16 protein-coding genes are annotated in these 18755 nt (G+C 70.6%); 9 read left to right on the plus strand and 7 right to left on the minus strand.

The features are described from left to right. Positions 1–9: 9 nt before the first annotated feature. From ACWF7A_RS21995 to ACWF7A_RS22010, 4 genes are read right to left on the minus strand one after another with little or no spacing between them, the layout of a single operon-like run. Positions 10–900: an SIS domain-containing protein gene (locus tag ACWF7A_RS21995; RefSeq protein WP_452252331.1), complete on the minus strand. Its 891-nt coding sequence runs from the start codon at positions 898–900 to the stop codon at positions 10–12. A 23-nt stretch (positions 901–923) separates the two neighbouring features. After that, positions 924–1730: a carbohydrate ABC transporter permease gene (locus tag ACWF7A_RS22000; RefSeq protein ID WP_452252332.1), complete on the minus strand. Its 807-nt coding sequence runs from the start codon at positions 1728–1730 to the stop codon at positions 924–926. Beyond that, complete coding sequence (locus ACWF7A_RS22005; RefSeq protein ID WP_452252333.1) at positions 1727–2614, minus strand: carbohydrate ABC transporter permease; 888 nt, start codon at positions 2612–2614, stop codon at positions 1727–1729. The genes ACWF7A_RS22000 and ACWF7A_RS22005 overlap by 4 nt, the downstream gene beginning before the upstream one ends. Next, positions 2611–3879, minus strand: a complete 1269-nt coding sequence (locus ACWF7A_RS22010; RefSeq protein ID WP_452252334.1) for an ABC transporter substrate-binding protein — start codon at positions 3877–3879, stop codon at positions 2611–2613. Before ACWF7A_RS22010 ends, ACWF7A_RS22005 begins: the two co-directional genes overlap by 4 nt. A gap of 173 nt (positions 3880–4052) precedes the next feature. Here ACWF7A_RS22010 and ACWF7A_RS22015 point away from each other — a divergent pair, with 173 nt between their 5' ends. Further along, complete coding sequence (locus ACWF7A_RS22015; RefSeq protein WP_452252335.1) at positions 4053–4895, plus strand: endo alpha-1,4 polygalactosaminidase; 843 nt, start codon at positions 4053–4055, stop codon at positions 4893–4895. Positions 4896–4944: 49 nt separating this feature from the next. On the opposite strand, the gene ACWF7A_RS22020 is transcribed toward ACWF7A_RS22015, so the two are convergent. Beyond that, a complete protein-coding gene (locus ACWF7A_RS22020; protein WP_452252336.1) occupies positions 4945–6180 on the minus strand; it encodes an extracellular catalytic domain type 2 short-chain-length polyhydroxyalkanoate depolymerase in 1236 nt (411 codons plus the stop codon). Positions 6181–6402: 222 nt separating this feature from the next. Between ACWF7A_RS22020 and ACWF7A_RS22025 the strand changes: the two genes are divergently transcribed. From ACWF7A_RS22025 to ACWF7A_RS22040, 4 genes are all read left to right on the plus strand, one after another. Beyond that, entirely contained in the window at positions 6403–7233 is an 831-nt protein-coding gene (locus ACWF7A_RS22025) for a PhzF family phenazine biosynthesis protein (protein ID WP_452252337.1), read from the plus strand. A 101-nt stretch (positions 7234–7334) separates the two neighbouring features. Next, on the plus strand, positions 7335–8771 hold the full coding sequence (locus ACWF7A_RS22030; protein WP_452252338.1) for a PP2C family protein-serine/threonine phosphatase: 1437 nt from the start codon (positions 7335–7337) through the stop codon (positions 8769–8771). After that, positions 8768–9781: a cobalamin B12-binding domain-containing protein gene (locus ACWF7A_RS22035; protein WP_452252339.1), complete on the plus strand. Its 1014-nt coding sequence runs from the start codon at positions 8768–8770 to the stop codon at positions 9779–9781. The genes ACWF7A_RS22030 and ACWF7A_RS22035 overlap by 4 nt, the downstream gene beginning before the upstream one ends. Positions 9782–9892: 111 nt before the next feature. Beyond that, a complete protein-coding gene (locus tag ACWF7A_RS22040; RefSeq protein ID WP_452252340.1) occupies positions 9893–10663 on the plus strand; it encodes an MHYT domain-containing protein in 771 nt (256 codons plus the stop codon). A gap of 3 nt (positions 10664–10666) precedes the next feature. Here ACWF7A_RS22040 and ACWF7A_RS22045 read toward each other — a convergent pair whose 3' ends face one another. Continuing rightward, positions 10667–10921 (minus strand): Smr/MutS family protein, encoded by a 255-nt coding sequence (locus ACWF7A_RS22045; RefSeq protein ID WP_452252341.1) that lies wholly within the window; start codon positions 10919–10921, stop codon positions 10667–10669. A 100-nt stretch (positions 10922–11021) separates the two neighbouring features. On the opposite strand from ACWF7A_RS22045, the gene ACWF7A_RS22050 reads away from it, so the two are divergent. From ACWF7A_RS22050 to ACWF7A_RS22060, 3 genes are read left to right on the plus strand one after another with little or no spacing between them, the layout of a single operon-like run. Then, entirely contained in the window at positions 11022–11318 is a 297-nt protein-coding gene (locus tag ACWF7A_RS22050) for a hypothetical protein (RefSeq protein WP_452252342.1), read from the plus strand. After that, positions 11315–12673, plus strand: a complete 1359-nt coding sequence (locus ACWF7A_RS22055; RefSeq protein WP_452252343.1) for a hypothetical protein — start codon at positions 11315–11317, stop codon at positions 12671–12673. The genes ACWF7A_RS22050 and ACWF7A_RS22055 overlap by 4 nt, the downstream gene beginning before the upstream one ends. Before the next feature lie 9 nt (positions 12674–12682). Then, positions 12683–13261: a hypothetical protein gene (locus tag ACWF7A_RS22060; RefSeq protein WP_452252344.1), complete on the plus strand. Its 579-nt coding sequence runs from the start codon at positions 12683–12685 to the stop codon at positions 13259–13261. Here the strand turns inward: ACWF7A_RS22060 and ACWF7A_RS22065 are convergent. Further along, entirely contained in the window at positions 13258–17337 is a 4080-nt protein-coding gene (locus tag ACWF7A_RS22065) for an FtsK/SpoIIIE domain-containing protein (protein ID WP_452252345.1), read from the minus strand. The two genes, ACWF7A_RS22060 and ACWF7A_RS22065, sit on opposite strands and share 4 nt — an antisense overlap. 74 nt (positions 17338–17411) lie before the next feature. Between ACWF7A_RS22065 and ACWF7A_RS22070 the strand changes: the two genes are divergently transcribed. Beyond that, positions 17412–18755 carry a serine/threonine-protein kinase gene (locus ACWF7A_RS22070; protein WP_452252346.1) on the plus strand — a complete coding sequence of 448 codons (1344 nt, stop codon included), beginning with the start codon at positions 17412–17414 and terminating at the stop codon, positions 18753–18755.

An 18755-nucleotide genomic window follows, 5' to 3' on the forward strand; every position in this document is an offset into this window, starting at 1 on the left:
GAGAGCCTTTCAGGACGAGGAGTTCAGGATCACCGAGCGGGTGAGGTTGCGCGGGGTGTCGGGGTCGAGCCCGCGCCGCAGCGCGATCTCCACGGCGAGCCGGTGCACCGCGACGAGGTCGGCGAGCGGGTCCCGGTCCCGGGCGACCCACCGGCCGCCCGCGCCCGCCACGTCGAGGTCGAGGCCTTCGGGCGGGGTGCCGAACACCCAGACCACCGAGCCCTCGTCGGTGATGGCGATCGGGCCGTGCCGGTACTCGGTGGCCGGGTAGGACTCGGTCCAGCTCAGCGACGCCTCGCGCATCTTCAGCGCCGCCTCGGCCGCGAGGCCGGTGGTCCAGGGCGCGCCACCGAGGAACGTGAACTGGTTGCGCTCCACCAGATCCGCGTCGACCGGCTCGGCCAGCACCTGGTCGACGTCGAGCAGCGCGAGGTCGAGCCGCTCGCCGAGGTGGGAGCGCAGCAGCACGAGCGCGCTCGTGGCGAACCGAGTCTGGACGACGGAACGTTCGTCGGCGAACTCCAGCGCGACCACGTGATCGGCCAGTTCCGTCGCGGGTGTGCCCGGAGTGCCGACGACGACCGTGCTGGGAACCTTCAGCCGCCGCAGCACGTCGAGCACCTCGGTGGTCGTGCCCGACCTGGTCAGCGCCACCACCCGGTCGTAGGTGCGGGCGAACGGGAACTCGGACGCGGCGAACGCGTCGGTCTCCCCCAGCCCCGCGTCCTCCCGCAGCCGGGCGTAGGCCTGGGCCATGAACCAGGAGGTGCCGCAGCCGACGACCGCGACGCGTTCTCCGTGCGCAGGAAGGGCGGCGACGGTCTCCGGGTCGGCGGCGAGTGCGATGGCGCGGCGCCAGCAGGCGGGCTGGGACGCGATCTCGGCGGAGGTGTTGTGCATGGCGGAGTCCCTTGGTCGTTGCGTCACTTGATGCCCGCCGCGGCCACCGACCGCACGAAGAACCGCTGGGCGAAGAAGAACACGAGCAGGACGGGCAGCTGGCTGAGCACCGTGCCGGCCATGAGCTTCGGCCAGTTCGTGGTGTGGGCGCCCTGGAAGCTCTGCAGTCCTACCTGGACGGTCAGCGAGTCCGGGCTCTGCAGGACGATCAACGGCCACAGGAAGTCGTTCCAGGTCTGCAGGAACGTGAGCACCGCCAGGGTCGCGAGCGTGGGCCGCATCAACGGCAGCAGCACCTGCAGCAACGTCCGCAGCCTGCTCGCGCCGTCGATCCGCGCGGCCTCCTCCAGCTCACGGGGCAGCGTGGTGAAGAACTGCCGCATCAGGAACACGCCGAACGCGGTGGCGAGGTTGGGCGCGATCAACGCGCCGAGCGTGTCGACCAGTCCCAGCGACCGCATCATGATCAGCAACGGCAGCATGACGATCTGGAACGGCACCATCAGCGTCGCGAGCATCAGGAAGAACGCGACCCTGCCGCCGAGGAACCGGATGCGCGCGAAGGCGTACCCCGCGAGCGAGCAGAGCAGCAGGTTGCCGGTCACGCAGACGACCGACACCACGAAGCTGTTGACCAGCCACGATCCCAGCGGCGCGTCCCGCATCGCCGCCAGGTAGTTCTCCCACTCGAACCCGCTCGGCAGGCCGGGAGGGAACCGCCGCGACTCCTCCCTGGTGGAGAACGACACCAGCAGCATCCAGACCAGCGGGGTGACCATCACGGCGGAGAGCGGCACCAGGACCAGGTGCAGTGCGCTGGGCCTTCTCATCGAACCTCGTAGTGGGACCGGCGGTTGAACCGCAGCTGCAGGAGGGTGAACGCGGCGATCAGCACGAAGACCGCGCAGCCGATGGCCGCCGCGTAGCCGCCGTCGAAGCTCACGAAGGCCTCGTTGTAGAGGTGGTAGACGAGCACCGTGGTCGCGCGCAGCGGCCCGCCCTTGGTGGTCACGTACACGGCGTCGAAGAGCTGCAGGCCGTTGATCGTGAGCCACACCAGCAGGAACCCGGTGGCGGGCGACACCAGCGGCAGCTCGACGTGCCAGAACGACCGGGCACGCCCGCACCCGTCCAGCGAGGACGCCTCGAGCAGGTCCTTCGGCACGTTCTGCAGGGCGGCCAGGTAGATGATGACCGCGAAGCCGAGCCAGCCCCACACCGTCATCGCCACCACGGCGAACAGCGCCTGACCGGGGTCGGAGAAGAAGCCCTGCTCGGGCAGGCCCACCGCGTCCAGCGCGGCGTTGACCAGCCCGAACTGCGGGTTCGCCAGCCAGCTGAACATGATGCCGGTCGCGACCGTCGACGTCACCAGCGGCACGGACACGGCGAGCCGGTAGATCACGACACCGCGGATCTTCTGGTTGAGCATCACCGCGATCGGCAGGGCGAGCGCGAGCGTGACCGGCACGAACAGCGCCACGTAGACGAGCGTGCGGCGGGCGGCGTCCCAGAACAGCGGGTCCGCGACGAGCTTGGCGTAGTTCTCGCCGCCCGCGAACGTCCCGGGCGAGGTGAGGTCGGTGTGCTGGAACGAGAGCACGAACGACCACACGACGGGGACGAGTCCGAACACCCCGATCAGCACCACGGCGGGGGCGGCGAACCCCCACCCGGCGGCGTGGTCGGCGAGCCTGCGCCGGTCGAGCGTCACGATCCCGCCAGCGCCTGGTCGACCTCGCCGCGGGCCTGCTCCAGCGCGGCCTTCGGTTCGGCCTGACCGAGCAGGACGGACTGCACGGCGGTGCCCAGCACCTGCGAGATCTTGGGGTACTGCGGGATGTTGGGCCGGGACTTCGTGACGTTCTTCGCCAGGTTGTCGACGAACACCTTGGTGCCGGGGTACCTGGCCTCGAACTCGGCGTAGCCCGAGAGGTCCACTTCGGACTGGCGGATCGGCAGGTGGCCGGTCTCCATCGCGAACTCGAGGTGGATCTCCGCGGAGAGCAGCCACTTCAGGAACGGCAACGCCTTCGTGCGGCCGTTGTCACCGAACACGACGAACGTGTCCGGGCCGGCGATCGTCGCGTGCGTGACCTTGCCCGGCAGGATCTGCACGCCGTACGACACGTCCTCGTTGATCGAGCCGAGGTCCCACGGCCCGGTCCACAGCATCGCGACGCGGCCGGAGTTGAAGAGGTTGAGGTACTGCTGGTCCCCCGCGTCCAGGTACACCGACTTGTCCGTGACGGCCATGTCCCGCAACAGTTGCATGGCCTGCTGCCCGGCGTCCGAGGCGAACGCGGCCTTCTTGCCGTCCGCCGAGAGCAGGTCGCCGCCCGCCTGCCAGAGCAGCGCGAGGAACCGCCACACGGTGTCCTCGGTGCCGTCGTTGACGTACGCCCAGCCGAACCGTCCGTCACCGCTGAGCTTCTGCGCGGCCGACCGGAAGTCGTCCCACGTCCAGGAGTCGGTGGGGTGCGCGATCTTGGCCTCGTCGAACAGCTTCTTGTTGTAGACGAGGGAGAGGTTGTCGACGAGGGCGGGGACGCCGTAGATCTTGCCGTCGACCGTCGCGGCCTCGCGCCCGGCCGGGAAGAGGTCGTCCCAGTCGAACGCCGCGTCACCGCGCAGGAGGTCCGTGAGGTCCTGCGTCTGCGGGCGGCCGGTGAGCCCGGTGATCGAGGAGCCGTACTGGTACGCGACCTCCGGCGGGTTGCCCGAGGCGAACGACGCGAGCGTCTTCTGCAGCGCGTTGTCGTTGCCGCCGTTGAACACCAGCTCGACCTGCTGGTCGGGATGTGTGGTGTTCCAGCGCGCCGCGAGCTTGTCGAACGCCGCCGCCTCCTTGTCGGTGTAGCCGTGCCACACCTTCACCTTGCCGTCTCCACCGGAGCCCGTGCCGCACGCCGCCGTCATGACGAGCGCGGCGCCCATGGTCAGCACCGTCCGGCGACCCAGCCCTCTGCCGTGTGCCATGTCGACTCCTCAGGGGTGGGGGCGGCTGTGTGGTCGGGGACACTAAGCCGGAATCGCTCAAACACGCAAGCACCGTGACCGATTGAGATTGCTTTCTAGCCGCAGAGGTCGCTTCTCGCTAGAGTCGCTCACACTCAATCACCACTCATGAGCGATCAAGGAGTAAGGCGCCTATGACCTCCCCTGCACGCGCCCTGGCCGGGACCGCCCTCACCGCGCTCGCCCTCGCGGCCTGCGTCGCCGGTCCGCTGGCCTCCAGCCAGGCGGACACCTCGGCCGCCGCGATCGAACCGCCTCCGGTCGGCGCGGTCCTCGACTACCAGCTCGGTGCCGCGTACACGCCTCCCCGCGGCGTGACGCTGGTGACGCGCGACGCCACCGCCTCGCCCGCCGCCAGCCTCTACACCATCTGCTACGTCAACGGGTTCCAGTCCCAGCCCGCCGACCGCGACGTCTGGCTGAACCAGCGCGGGCACCTCGTGCTCAAGGACTCGTCCGGCAGGCCGATCATCGATCCGAACTGGCCCGACGAGTTCCTGCTCGACACGTCGACGTCCGCGAAGCGCACCGAGCTCGCCTCGATCATCGGCCGCACGATCGACCAGTGCGCGTCGAAGGGCTTCAAGGCGGTCGAGGTCGACAACCTCGACTCCTACCTGCGTTCCCGGGGCAGGCTGAGCGTCGACAACAATCTCGCCTACGCGAAGCTGCTCGCCGACCGCTCGCATGCCAAGGGCCTCGCGATCGGCCAGAAGAACTCAGCCGAGCAGGCCGCCCGCGGACGCTCCGAAGTCGGGTTCGACTTCGCGGTCTCCGAGGAGTGCCACCGCTGGGAGGAGTGTTCGTCCTACTCGGACGTGTACCTCGATCACGTGATGGACATCGAGTACACCGATGACCTGCGCGGCACGTTCGAGGACGTGTGCAACGACCCGGACACCCCGGCCACCACGACGTTGCGCGACCGCTACCTCGTCGGGCCGGGCCAGTCCGGTTACGCGTTCGACCACTGCTGACCGCGTCCGGGGTGGCGGCGTGCGCCGCCACCCCGGGTTCGCTCGCAGGTCAGCACTTCACCCAGTGGTTCGGGGTGGTCTGCCGGATCGTGCTGGTGGTGAAGGTGTTCCACAGGCCCAGGGCCTGGTTCGAGCCCAGTGCGTACGTCAGGCCCGCCGTCACGTAGGCCCGGCCGGCGACGGTGTGGGCGTAGTTGCTGGCGGTCACGCACTGCGAGACCGGAGGCGTGGTGGTGGTCGTCGTCGTGGTCGTGGTGGTCGGCCCGCCGGTGCTCAACGCCTTGACCATGTTCATCACAGCCGTCATCTGCGGGCCGGTCCTGAGCGCGTACTGCGGCGACTGGTAGCCCCACCAGTCCCAGCAGCCGCGCGGGTTCCCGGTCATCGTCGTGGCCTGCGGATAGAGCACGATCATGTTGTTGGTGTCGGCGTACTCGTTGAGGTAGGCCTTGTCCATCAACGCGTTGCCGACCAGTCCGAAGTACTGGTAGCACCCGTGCAGCGTCACCATCAGCTTGCAGGGCCCGGTCTCGCACGACCGCGGCACGTAGGCGAACCCCTCACGCCCCATGCTGATCGACGCCGCGTTTCCGCCGGGCGCGTACTGGCCCTGGTCGAACTGGACGAGCTTGCCGGACAACGTCGAGGCGGCCGCCGCGTTCACCGGTCCGAACAGGTGTCCCAGCATCTCCCCGACCGGGTCGGTCGTCCCGCACTTGTTGACGTACGGCGAAGTCGTGACACCGCAGGCGTTCGGGCCGATCGGACTGACCCACGCGTGCCCGGCACCGCTGGTGTTGTTGTAGGCGACACGAGCGCCGAAGTCGCGGTAGTAGGTGGCGAGGTCGTCGTTCACGACACGCGCGACGGTGTCGTCCGCGGTGCCGTGGAAGAGCCAGACCGGGTCGCCGGAGAGGTTCTGCGGCGAGTCGAGGGTGCCCGCCGAGGCCCGGTCGCGGGTCAGCTGCTCCAGCTGGGCAGGCGTCTTGCGGGCCTGGACGGTGTCCATGCACGCGAGGAGCGCGGTGTTCACGTTGTTCTGCGCGCAGTCGTAGGCGCCGGCGGAGAAGATGCCCGCGCCCTGGAACACCCCGGAGTACGCGACGTGCAGCTGGTTCGCCATGAAGCCGCCGGACGACAACCCGCTGACGTAGGTGCCGGTGACGTTGTACTTGGTGAGAGCGCCGGGCTGCGGTGGCGGGACCGCCGCGAGCGAGATCGACAGGGATGCGGCGGCCAGGCCGGTGGCCGCCGCGAGTGCCACGAGCACGTTCCTCAATCGCATGTGTTCGCCTCCGTCGTTGCAGGCAGGACGTGCGTTCGAGGTTAAGAGCCGGTAAATGGACTCCACCACGTGTGCGGCCACCACCTCGCGGCGAGGTCAGACGTCGGACGCCACCATTGACCAGGCCCTGTCCTGCAAGTCTCGTCCGCGACAGTCGTGGACAAGTGCCGCGGCCGTGACTCTCATCGAACAGACTTGCAGGACAGGGCCTAGCTTGGGCTCATGCGGACGTTCAGCCAGGTAGACGTGTTCACCGACGAGTTCATGAAGGGCAACGCGCTCGCCGTCGTCCACGACGCGGAAGGCCTGTCCACGGAGCAGATGGCGGCGTTCGCGAACTGGACGAACCTCGCGGAGACGACGTTCCTCCTGCCCGCCGAGGACCCGGCCGCCGACTACCGCGTGAGGATCTTCACGGTGAGCCGCGAGCTGCCGTTCGCGGGCCACCCGACGCTCGGGTCGGCGCACGCCTGGCTGTCCGCCGGGAACACCCCGCGCGACCCGGACCGGCTGGTGCAGGAGTGCGGTGCCGGGCTGGTGGAGGTGCGCCGGGACGGCTCGCGGCTGGCGTTCGCCGCCCCGCCGTTGCTGCGCGGTGGCCCGGTCGAGGACCGCGCCGCCCTGGCCGCGGCGCTCGCGATCACGCCGGAGGAGATCGCCGATGCCCGGTGGGCCGACAACGGGCCTGGCTGGGTCGCCGTGCTGCTGCACTCCGCCGAGGCCGTTCTCGCGCTGCGGCCCGACTACCAGCGGTTCGGCGCGTTCACCGGCATCGGCGTGGTCGGGCCGCACCCCGACGGCGGTGAGGTGGCGTTCGAGGTGCGGGCGTTCGTCTTCGAGGGCAGCCGGTACGAGGAGGACCCGGTGACGGGCAGCCTCAACGCCTCGATCGCGCAGTGGCTCATCCCGGCGGGGATCGCCCGGTCGCGGTACGTCGCGGCGCAGGGCACGGCGCTCGGCCGGAAGGGGCGGATCCACCTCGCGCAGGACGGCGGCGAGATCTGGGTCGGCGGGAACTCCGTGCTCGGGATCACCGGAAAGGTGACGCTGTGATCGTCCTCTGAGGACCTCATACCCGCTCTACGGGGTTTCAAACGTTGTTCTTGATCCGCTTCGGATGAGACAATCCGAACGTGGTCGCGGTTTCCAGTTGGTTGCGTTCACCGTGCCCCGCGCTCGTCGTCGACGCCGCCGGCGCGGTGCACGACATGAACGACGCCGCCAAATCCCTCTTTCCCGAGCAGATCGCGCCGCGATGGCGGCACGGCGAGTCCGTGAGCGTCGCGGAACGCAGCTACGCCGTGCACCGGGCCGACAACGAGGACGGCTCGGTCACCTGGTGGCTGCTGGACGAGACGGACCTGCTGCTCGAACGCGAACGCGCCGCGTTGCTGACGCAGATGTCCAACGCCCTGATGATGTCGCTCAACCCCGAGCGGTGCATGACCGTCGTGGCCGAGATGGCCGCCGCCCACCTCGCGGACGAGGCGCTGGTCATCGCGCCGCCGTCGGTCGGCGGGCACCCCGTCACGCGCTGCCGCCGGGGTGAGGAGCCCACGTACGAGCTGCGGGACGTCGACGTCCAAGCTGTCGCGGGGCTCAGCGAGGTGCTGCGCGGGTTCCCGCCGGTGCCGTCGCAGTGGATCGACCCGGCCGTGGCGCCGGAGTGGCTGGCCCGGGACGTGTCGTCGATCGTGGTGACCCCCCTGCCCGGTCACGGCGTCCCCGCCGGAGCGTTGATCTTGATGAGGCGGGGCGAGCGGTTCACCGAGGACGAGGAGGCGTTCGCGCGGCTCTTCGCGTCCCGTGCGGGCGTGGCGATCTCGGCGGCGAGCCTGTTCACGCAGCAGGCCGCGATCACCGACAGGCTGACGCGCGACCTGCTGCCGCCGAGGCTGCGCCGCTACGACCACGTCGAGCTGGCCGGCCGCTACCGCGCGTCCGGTGAGTCCGAACGGGTCGGCGGCGACTTCTACGACGTGCACGAACTGCCGGACGACGAGCTGTTCGTCGTGCTCGGCGACGTCTGCGGCAAGGGCCTCGACGCGGCGACGCAGACCGGCAAGGTCCGCACGGCCGTGCACGCGCTCCTGCAGGTCGTCACCGATCACGACAGGATGCTGCACGCCCTCAACCAGGCGCTTCTCACGACGGACGAGTCCCGCTTCATCACCACAGTCGTCGGCACGGTCCGCCCGGTGGACGAGGGTCTGCACGTCACGCTGACCTCGGGCGGGCACCTGCCCCCGCTGGTCGTGCGGGCGAACGGCACGGTCGAGGTGGCCGCCACGAAGGGCACGCTGGTCGGCATCCTGCCCCAGATCACGACGGCGACGGACGAGGTCGTGCTGGCGCCGGGCGACTCGTGCCTGCTCTACACCGACGGCATCACCGAGGCCTGCGGCGGACCTCTCGGCGACGAGGAGTTCGGCGAGGACCGGTTGCGCCGGGCGCTGACGGGCTGTGGTGGCATGCCGGCCGAGGCGCTCGTCGAACACGTGCACATGCTCGCCTCGCAATGGGTCGGCACGGGAGCACACGACGACATGGCGGTGCTCGCGATCACCGCGCCGCGCAGGAGGGCTTCGTGAAGGCTGTCGACGACCTGTGGGAAGCAGTCCTCGACGGCAACGAACACCGCGCGACCGACGTGGTGCTCGCCGCCGCCGAGGACCTCGGCCACGAGGTCGTGCTGCTCGACGTGATCGGCGCGGTGCAGCAGCGGGTCGGCCGCGAGTGGGCGACGAACCGGATCAGCGTGGCCCAGGAGCACGCGATCACCGCGATCAACGACCGCGCGGTCACCGCGTTGTCGATCACAAGACCCCGGCGGGAACCCGTGCACGGCCGCGTGACGGTGGCGTGCGTGGACGGTGAGTGGCACGCACTGCCCGCCCGCCTGCTCGCGGAAGTGCTGGCGTCCCGCGGTTTCGCCGTCGACTACCTCGGCGCGCAGGTGCCGGCGACGCATCTGATCACGTACCTGCACCGCACCGGGCCGGACGTGGTCGCGCTCTCCAGTTCGATCGCGACGAGGCTGCCCGCCGCGCACGCCACGATGACGGCCTGCCAGGCGACCGGCGTACCGGTGATGGTGGGCGGGGCGGCGTTCGGCACGGACGGCACGCACGCGAAGCGGTTCGGCGCGAACGCGTGGGCCGCCGACGCACGCTCGGCCGCGGACATGCTGATGTCGCAGACGCTGCCGCGACCGGCGGCGCCGCACCAGCCGATCGACGACCTGCCGCACCTCGCCGACCAGGAGTACACGCTGGTGTCACGCAGCGCACGCGACCTGGTGCGCTCGGTGTACCGGGAGCTGGAGGGCTGCGTGCCCGCCATGCGGTCCTACAGCGACGAACAGCGTCAGCACGCCGCCGAGGATCTCGCGCACATCGTCGAGTTCCTCGCCACCGCTCTGTACGTGGACGATGACGCGTTGTTCCACACGTTCCTTTCGTGGACGGGCGAAGTGCTCGACGCGCGCGGCGTGCCGAGCCGCGTCATGCAACCGACGCTGGACCTGCTCGCCGCGCAGCTGCGTGATTTCCCACGGGCACAACGGATGCTCAAACTGCGGTCCTACGCAGACGCACAGTAGTCCTGTGTAGACAGACGCACGGTGTGCCCGTCCGATCGCGCTTCGTGTTGTCATCTTCCTTTGTCCACAACGGCCTTGTGCTGAATAGATTCGAAATGTTTTCATCTCGGCATGGAGATGGGGACGATGACGCCGCTCGCGGCTTACGCGGTGGCGTGCCTGGGATCTGTTCTGGGCCTCCTGTCCGCCGAACGTGCCCGCCATGCGACCAGGACGACGCGCAACTGGTGGATCGCCGTGGCCGCGGTGTCCATCGGTGGACTCGGCATCTGGGGCATGCACTTCACCGCGATGCTCGGCACGTGGATGGGTGCGAACGTCTCCTACGACATCCCCATCACGTTGCTGAGCATGGTCGTCGCCATCGTGGTGGTCGCCGCCGGTCTGTTCCTGGTGCGCCGCTACGGCATCGACGGGGACACGCGCTTCTGGCCGCTGGCCGCCGGCGGTCTCGTCACCGGACTCGGCGTCGCCGCGATGCACTACACCGGCATGGCCGCGATCGTGATCAACGCGGACGTCTCCTACAACCCCGGCATCGTGGCGCTCTCCGTCGTGATCGCCGTCGTCGCCTCGACCGTCGCCCTCTGGTTCACCCGCAAGGTGAGCGGCTTCGCGGCCGTCATCGGCGCGGCGCTGGTGATGGGTGTGGCCGTCACCGGCATGCACTACACGGGCATGTACGCCATGAGCATGGCTCACGACCACAGCGCGTCGGTCGTCATCGGCAACTCCCAGGAGCTGATCACGTCGCTGATCATCGGCGGGGCCGGCGTCAGCGTCGTCATCATCTTCCTGCTCGCGCTCACGTCCTCGGACGAGGAGAGCCGCGAGGAGGCCGAGCTCCTCGACCGCGTGATGCGGCGCACCAGCCAGAGCTGAGCCCTACCGCAGGTGCACGAGCACCATCCCGTCGTTGCCCGGAGCCGTCTCGACGCGCCGGTAGAGCTTCTTCACGTGCGGCTGCTTCAGCATCGCCAGCACGCGGCTCCTGAGCTTGCCCGACCCCTTGCCCGTGATGATCTCGACGAGCGGCACCTTCTGCCCGGCCGCGCGGAACAGCGCGGCGCGGATGGCCTGCGCGATGTCCTGGTCGCTGCGGAAGATCGGGTGCAGGTCGACGGTCAGCTTGTCCGGCACCCCTCCCATTCTGCCTGACCTGGCATGAGTTCCGCGCGCGGTAACGCCCGCGCGCGAGCCTCCGATCTGACTGCTGCGACTGTCACCTCGGGAGGCATGCTTGACGGGCACCGGCTTCACCCTCGACCCGGCCGCGATCTCGGAGCTCGTCTCCACGATCGCCTCTCTCAGGGACGATCTCGAGGCGCGCACCGGAGGCCACCACGAGCTTCCCGCCGACGTCAGCGGTGATCACCGCGTGAGCGCCGCGCTCGACGAGTTCGCGGCGAACTGGCGTGACGGACGTGCCCGCGTCATCGAGAACCTCGACCGCTGCCTGGACGCGCTGCGGGACACCGCCGCCACCTACGACCTCGTGGAGAACGAGGTCCGCCAGTCGGTCGGAGGCGCCCAGTGAGCTGGGAAGCGTTGGGGCACAACCCGGTTCCGGGCGATCCCGCCGGCGTGAAGCAGGTGGCGCACCGCCTGGGCACCGTGAGCCTGGGAGCGACCGAGGCCTCCGACCGCCTGGACGCGATCAACCGAGGCCTCTCCTCGGCCCAGTGGACCGGCGCCGCCGCCGAGGTGTTCGGCAGGAGCGTCGCCGACCTGGTCCCCGATCTGCGCAAGCTCAGCACCTCGTTCACCCTCGCCGAGTCCGCGCTGCTGCGCTACGCCGACGAGCTGGAGAGCGCCCAACGCACCGCCGCCCAGGCCGAGACGGACGCACGCGACGCCGGGACCGAACGCACGGGAGCGTTGGCGCGCAAGGCGATCGCCGACCAGGAGAGCGCCCAGCACCGCCGGGCAGCCCAGGCCGCGTTGGCCGCTTTGACGGCCGCGCGCACGGCCCAGACGCTCGCCGTGGCCACCGGGGACGCCGCCGGAGCGGCTCGGGAGCAGGCTCGGGCGGAGCAGAGCGAGACCCAGCGGGTGCGGGCTGGTGCCGCCGAGGCCGCCGCCCGCAGCCGTTCCGGTGTCGCGGCGGGGCAGATCGCGGGGGCCGAGGCGCGGCAGCAGGCCGCGCGCCGCCTCGCGGAGGCTGCTCGGGAGGTGCGGGAGGACGCCGGGCGGCGGGCTGTCGCGGAGATCGACGACGCCAGTGACGCGGGGATCCAGAACAAGAACATCGGCGACCACGTCGGTGAGTGGTGGAACGGGGTGGTCCGCTCCCCCGAGTTCGACCAGTTCCTGAACGTGTTGGACAAGGTCAGCGACGTGCTGCTCGCCGTCGCGCCGCTGATGCCGATCGTCTGTGCCATCGGTGGCGGGATCATCGGCCTGGTCGGTGGTCCCGCGAGCTTCGCAGCCGGATACGCCGCCGGTAAGGGTATCGGTGCCGCGATGAGCGGCATCGGACTCGCCGGCAAGGCCGTCGTCCTCGCTGGTCGAGCCGAGCAGTACCGGACTGGAGCACGCGGCGCCGAAGCCGTGTCGGCCGCGGCGCTCGGGGTGGGTGCGGCGGCGATCTCCTTCGGAGCGGGCAAACTCGGCGGACCATCGGACCTCGACAGGCTCGGCGCTCCGATCACGCGGATGTTCTCCGTGACATCCGGGCCCGTCACCACTGCCGAAGCGGTGAAGCTCTCCACCTCCGCCGGGATCGGCGCACAGAACATCGTGATCGATGTGCACGAGGCCACCGAGAAGATCAGCGAGCTCCGGGACGGCCCGTCCGACGACGAAGAGATGCTCGACGACTCCGTCAAGGACGGCTGGAAAGACGGCTGGCTGGGCGCTCGCGACATCATCATCCACAACAAGTTCAAGTAGGGAACCCTCATGACCTCCGCCGTGACGCGGTCCGTCAGCATCCGAATGCCGCGCGGCTGGCTGGAGATCGACCCGCGCAACCCCGACGTCACCGCCGAGCTCACCCGAACGGCGCGGGAGCAGTGGGGCGAAGGCGTTGACGCGCAACGGATCGCGCAGCACGTGGCGCCGGTCGCGTCCGGGTTGCGCGCGCTGGCCGACGAGACGGGGCTCGTGCTCGCCGGGTTCTACGCGGACTTCCTCACCGGCGAGAACGACACCACGTCGCTCCTCACCGCCAACGCCACGCTCGCGATCTCACCGCCGGTCAGCATCACGGACCTGCGGCACGACCTGTACGCGCGGTCGGCGGAGAAGATCAGCATCCGCACGGTCGGCCTGCCCGCAGGCGAAGGCGTGCTGGCGTCGTGCGAGGTCGACCTCCGCGGCACGGCGTGGACCGGCAGCGGGCTGATGCACCGCTACTTCGTGCCCGTGCCGGACAGCAGCCGGTTCGCCGTGTTGTCGCTGTTCACGCCGAACCGCGATCTCGCCGACCTGTTCTCGGACGTGTTCGGCGCGATCGCGGAGTCGTTGCGCTTCGACTAACGGGGCACCTGGCCCAGCACCATGTCACCGTCCTGCACGAGGTAGGCGCGTCCCGGCGGGGTCGAGAAACCCGCTGGGCGCGGCACCTTCACGCCCAGCGCGGTCGTGCCGCCGGGCGGCGACAGCAGTACGCCTGCTCGTGCGGCCACCAGTCTCTTCATCAGTTCGTTGCCGTACGGGGCCATGCCGGCGCGTTCGACGTCGACCGCCCCGATCAGGACCGGCGCACTCGCCACCGCGGCGTCGTCGGCCGCGAGGTCGGCGTCGTCCACCACGACGACGTCCACATCGGACGGAAGATCTCCGGCGGAGACCAGGTCGATGCCGTGCGCCACCGCGTTCGCGTACGCGGCCGACTTGCGCCCGCCCACGAGAGCGACGCGCATCCCTGATCTGGCAAGGGAGATCGCGATCGAGCAGACCGCCGTGCTGCGGCCCGATCTGCGCGGTCCCGCGACGAGCAGCGTGCGGTGCTCACCCAGCACGTCGACGGCGACAGCGCCGAGCCGATCCCCCGCCACGCCCAGCACCGCACGGCCACGACCGTCCACAGCGGACATGACGGGGTGGTCGAGCGAGAGGTCGGCGGGCAACCGGTCCACGGCGATCGGCGCACGACGCACCGACGGCCACCGGGTCCGGGCGGCCTCGGCGGCGGCGATCACGGCGTCGCGCTGCGAGGGGCCCGTCAGCAGCGGCGCCTGCACCTCGGTGAGGTCCTCGACCCACACGCCGCGGCCCGCCGGGTTGCCGACGGTCCTCACCTTGGCGGGCAGGCCCACCGTGCTGCCGCGCGAGTCGTCGGTCAGCGCGAGCACCAGGCGGTGCGGGCACAGTTCGAGCAGCTTCTGCTTGGCCTCCGACTCGCGCAACGCCACGCACGCGGTCAGGCCCGCGGCAACACCCCGGCGCAGGAGCCGCAGCACGCGGTCGGTGCGGTCGTAGTCGTCCATCAGCACTTCCGGCCCGTCGACGAGCAGCACCAGGTGCGGCGGCGCGTCACCCCCGGCGGTCCACAGTTCGGCGACGCTCGACACTCCCCTGCTCGCGAGCAACGACATGCGCTCGTCCACCTCGGCCTCGAGCCGGGTGAGCAGGCGGTCGACCCGCCAGGTCTCGTCGGCGTCGACGGCCACACCGCAGTGCGGCGCCGACGTCAGCGCACCCGCGAGGCCGCGGTACGAGTCGATGACGTGCAGGTGCACCTCGTCCGGGCCGCTGGTGGTCATCAGCCCCACCGCCATCGCCCGCAGCGCGCTCGTGCGACCGGACTGCGCGGCACCGACGATCGCGAGATGCCCGGTGCCGAGCGGCAGCGTCAACGGCCGGTGCGCCTGCTCGGTGAGAACCTCCTGCACACCGATCGGAAGCTGGTGGCGTGCCAACGGGATCGCGTCCAGACCGACCGTCGCGGGCAACGGGCTGACCCACGTCTCGAACGGAGGGGTGAGCCCGTCCGCCGCCTCCCTGATCGCCTCGACGAGGTCGTCCACGTCGGTGCGCGACGCGTTCGTGGGGGCGCCGTCGTGCAGGGGAACGCCGGTCTGCCACCACTCCCGCGGGTGCAGCAGCCTGGTCGCCGCCTCCGACTCGACCACCGGGGACGACGAGAACGCGGTCTGCACCTCGTGCAGCACGCCGGAGCGCAGGACGAACGCCCGGCCGCGCTGGTGCTGCCCGATCGCGGCCGCGTGGGGCTTTCCGATGATCTCCACGCTCTCCGCGCGTTCCTCGACGCGCAGGCACACGCGGAGGGCGACGTTGCCGGTGATCCTGCCCGCGACGTCGCCCGGAAGCTGCGTGGCGAGGACGAGGTGCACGCCGAGCGTCGCACCGGTGCGGGCGACGGAGATGAGCTCGTCGACCGCCTTGTCCAGACGTGCGTTCAGCTCGGCGAGCTCGTCGACCACCACGACGAGCCGCGGGAACGGGGGCAGCGCGGGGTTCACCGACGCCTTGGCCCGGTACTCCGCGATGTTCTCCGCGTTCGCCGTCCGGAGCTGCCGCTGCCGGCGTTCCAGCTCGGCCCGCAGCACGGCCAGCACCCGCGTGGGGTCACCGCTGAGGTTGTCGGCCACACCGACGACGTGCGGGAGCTGGGACAACCGCCGCACGGTCGCGCCGCCCTTGTAGTCGATGAAGAGGAAGTTCAGCTGTTCCGGGGTGCTCGCCGCGGCGAGACCGGTGATCAGCGTGACGAGGAACCCGCTCTTGCCCGCGTGGGTCGTGCCGACGACGACCGCGTGCGGGCCGTCCCGCACGATGTCCAGCACGAAGTTCCCGGAACCGCCGACACCGACGCACACCGCGGTCTCCGCGGGCTTGAGCCGCCACGCCGCGCGCACGGCCTCCGCGTCCGGTTTGCCGATGAGGTCCCGCGACCGCACGATCTCCGGAAGACCACCTCCGGCCCGCTGTCCGACCACCCGCAGCGGCGCGAGACTGCGCGCCACCCGTTCGGCATCGGCACGGGAGACCCGTTCCGGCGTGAAGGGCAGTGGATCGTCGCGGTCCCGGCGCAGCACACCGCCGGCGAGATCGAGCACGGCACGGCAGACCGACGGCAGCTGGTGCGCCGCGCTGTCGACGCAGAGGAACCGCAGCCCCGCCTCCGGTCCGCGGTCCAGCAGGTCGGCGACACCGGGAACGCGCACCAGGTCCGACGCGCCCACCAGCACGACCACCTGCTGCGGCGCGACGGTGGCCTCGCGGTCCCCGACCAGGTCGAGCAGCGCCTGCACGAGCGGCTCCACCTGCTCGGCACGCCACGCGGCCCGCAGCTCACCGGAGTCGGCCTGCACGTGCGGCAGCCAGCGCGCCCATCCGAGATCCTCGGCTCCGGGCGCGATCACGGAGATCCGCAGCTCGTCCGGGCCGTGCAGGACGGACGCCTGGACGAGCAGGGCGGTGAGCACGGGGAGGGTCTGGTGCGGTGCACCGGAGAGGCCCCACGCCGGGTGTTCGGCGAGCGACAGGCCCACGGGCGCACCGACCAGCATCGGGATCTCGCACCCGGCGGGCTCGTCGCGCAGCCGCACGGACGTCTTCCGGTTCGTCGTGCCGATCCGCAGGTGCAGCCAGTCGTCGTCGAGGCGTTGCCGTTGCCAGAGCCGGTGGTCCCGGTCCGTGCCCACGGCGATCAGGCTCGCTGTGGACGGCAACGAGGCGTGCAGGTGCGCGCTCTCCTCGTCGGCCGCGGCCTGCAGTTCGGTCCTGCGTGCCCGCACCTTGTTCTCGTGGGCGGCGAGCCGGGCGGCCGTCTGCCTGCGGTGGGATCTCTTGTACCACCAGCGCATTCCGAACGTGCCGATCAGCCCGACGGCGATCGAGATCACCACGTACCCGAGGTGGCGGGAGATGACCAGCGCGCCGATGGCGAGCGCCGCGGTGCCCAGCAACGGCACGAGGATCGGGAACTCGTTCTCCTGCAACGGTTCCGGCTCGTGCGGGAAGTCGACCTGGGCGCCGGTCCACGGTCTGGGCCGTACCCTCGGCGCGCGGCCCACCCGCAGGCCGCCCTCCCCGTCGTCCTCGACCTCGGCGGGACGGAAGCCCGTCCGGTCCACCACCATCCGGGTGCCGCCGGCCTGCAGGTACTCGTCGGGGCCGATCACCTGTTCCGCGGTGACCTTCCGGCCCGCGACGAAGGTGTGGTTGCGGGAGCCCAGGTCCGCGACCCGCGCGGTCTGGCCGTCCCACCGCACCTCGCAGTGCAGACGGGAGACGTCGCGGTCGGCGAGGTCGGCGTCCACTTCGGACCCTCGCCCGATCCTGACGGGGACGCCGGGTCTCAGCGGGACCGCGAGATCGGTGTCCGCGCCGGAGACCACGCGCAGCACCGCACCGGACGCGGCGGGACGGCGCACGGGTGACGGTTCCGTCGTGACGACCGCGCCGTTCTTGAGCGGTGACGTGGAAACCCGCTGGGCGGGATCGAGCGGGAGGCCGTCGACCAACGGCACACCGCCACCACGCACCTCCGCGCGCAGGAGGTGGAGCACGTCCCCCACCAGGTCGCCGGAGCCGCATTCGAGCACCACGTCCCGCGCGGGGAAGCCGTTCTCCTGAACGGTCATGCGGACCCGCATCCACCACCTCCGGTCGTCGCAAGGCATATCGCCACAAGGGTTCCTGGCGCTACGCTCCTCGCGTGTCACAACCGGAGAACTTTCCCGAGATCCCGGACATCCAGCTCACGCGGGTGCTGGGCAGCGGCGGTTTCGCCACGGTGTACGAGGGAGTCCAGCAGCAGTTCGGCCGGCGCGTCGCGGTGAAGGTCTTCCGCGCGAGCGCCCGCGACCGTCACACCCGCGCCCAGTTCGAGGCGGAGTGCAAGTCCGTCGGCAAGGTGTCGAAGCTGGACGTCGTCACGGTGTACTCGCACGGGTTCGTCCCGGTCACCGCGCAGCCGTACCTCGTGATGGAGCTGTGCCAGGGATCGTTGCGCGACAGGGTGGTCCGCTCCGGACCGCTGCCTCCGGCCGAGGCCGCCGAGATCGGGCACCTGATCGCCGCGACGCTGGCGGAGCTGCACGGCACGGGCCTGGTACACCTCGACGTGACGCCGGGGAACATCCTGTTCCAGGACGGACGCCCGCTGCTCTCCGACTTCGGGCTGTGCGCCGATTCCCAGGCGGGTCAGGAGGACGAGCAGCTCGCGAACTGGGAACACGCGGCACCGGAGCTGTGGAAGAACGAGCCGAGCGCGTTCTCCGACGTGTACGGCCTCGGTTCCACGCTCTTCTACGCGCTCACGGGTCAGGTCGCGTTTCCCCTGCACCAGGGCGAGAGCGACATCGTGGCGAGGCACCGGGCGATGTCCGGGGTGCTGCCGCAGGTCCACGATCCCGCTGTGCCGCAACGACTCGTCGCCCTGATCGGCGAGATGATGACCCCCGAGCCCGCACGCCGGCGTCCGGACGCGGGCACGGCCTCGCTCCGGCTGGCCGAGTTCGCGGTCGAGGTCACCCCGGCGCCACGGGTGGCGCAGGAGACCGGTGTGCGCCCCTTCACCGACCACGGCGGTACCGCCGGGACGTTCGCTCCGGGCGTGACGGGGGTCCGTCCCGGTTCCGCGGATCCCGTGGAACCTCCCCAGCGCGGCAAGGGAGTCGTCATCGCCGCGAGCGTGCTCGGCGTCCTGGTGCTCGGCGCGGCCGCACTTCTGCTGTGGCCCGAGGACAACGCCGCCGCACCGCCGGCCCAGCCTTCGTCCAGCGCACCCGCGGGCTTCACGATCACCTTGGCGCAGCCCGTCGACGAGGGCGGCTCCGTCCGTCTGCAGTGGACCGGACCAGCGGGCCTGGACTATGCCGTGGTGGTGGCCGAGGAGGGCGAGCCCGAACCGAAGACCACGCTCGTCGCCCGGGACACGAGCTACACGGCCGAGATCGACCCGCAGGCGAAGTACTGCTTCTCGGTCCAGGGCACCGACGGACAGCAGACCGTGGAGAGCGACCCGATCGGCGTCCGCGGCGCCCGTTGCCGGAACTGA

The sequence above is a fragment of the Lentzea sp. NPDC055074 genome, from assembly GCF_053608005.1.

Coding starts and splice junctions, on each gene's coding strand:
- ACWF7A_RS22020 (WP_452252336.1), bottom strand. CDS start 6,180: ATGCGATTGAGGAACGTGCTCGTGGCACTCGCGGCGGCCACCGGCCTG.
- ACWF7A_RS22060 (WP_452252344.1), top strand. CDS start 12,683: ATGACCTCCGCCGTGACGCGGTCCGTCAGCATCCGAATGCCGCGCGGC.
- ACWF7A_RS22010 (WP_452252334.1), bottom strand. CDS start 3,879: ATGGCACACGGCAGAGGGCTGGGTCGCCGGACGGTGCTGACCATGGGC.
- ACWF7A_RS22065 (WP_452252345.1), bottom strand. CDS start 17,337: ATGACCGTTCAGGAGAACGGCTTCCCCGCGCGGGACGTGGTGCTCGAA.
- ACWF7A_RS22015 (WP_452252335.1), top strand. CDS start 4,053: ATGACCTCCCCTGCACGCGCCCTGGCCGGGACCGCCCTCACCGCGCTC.
- ACWF7A_RS21995 (WP_452252331.1), bottom strand. CDS start 900: ATGCACAACACCTCCGCCGAGATCGCGTCCCAGCCCGCCTGCTGGCGC.
- ACWF7A_RS22040 (WP_452252340.1), top strand. CDS start 9,893: ATGGAGATGGGGACGATGACGCCGCTCGCGGCTTACGCGGTGGCGTGC.
- ACWF7A_RS22025 (WP_452252337.1), top strand. CDS start 6,403: ATGCGGACGTTCAGCCAGGTAGACGTGTTCACCGACGAGTTCATGAAG.
- ACWF7A_RS22000 (WP_452252332.1), bottom strand. CDS start 1,730: ATGAGAAGGCCCAGCGCACTGCACCTGGTCCTGGTGCCGCTCTCCGCC.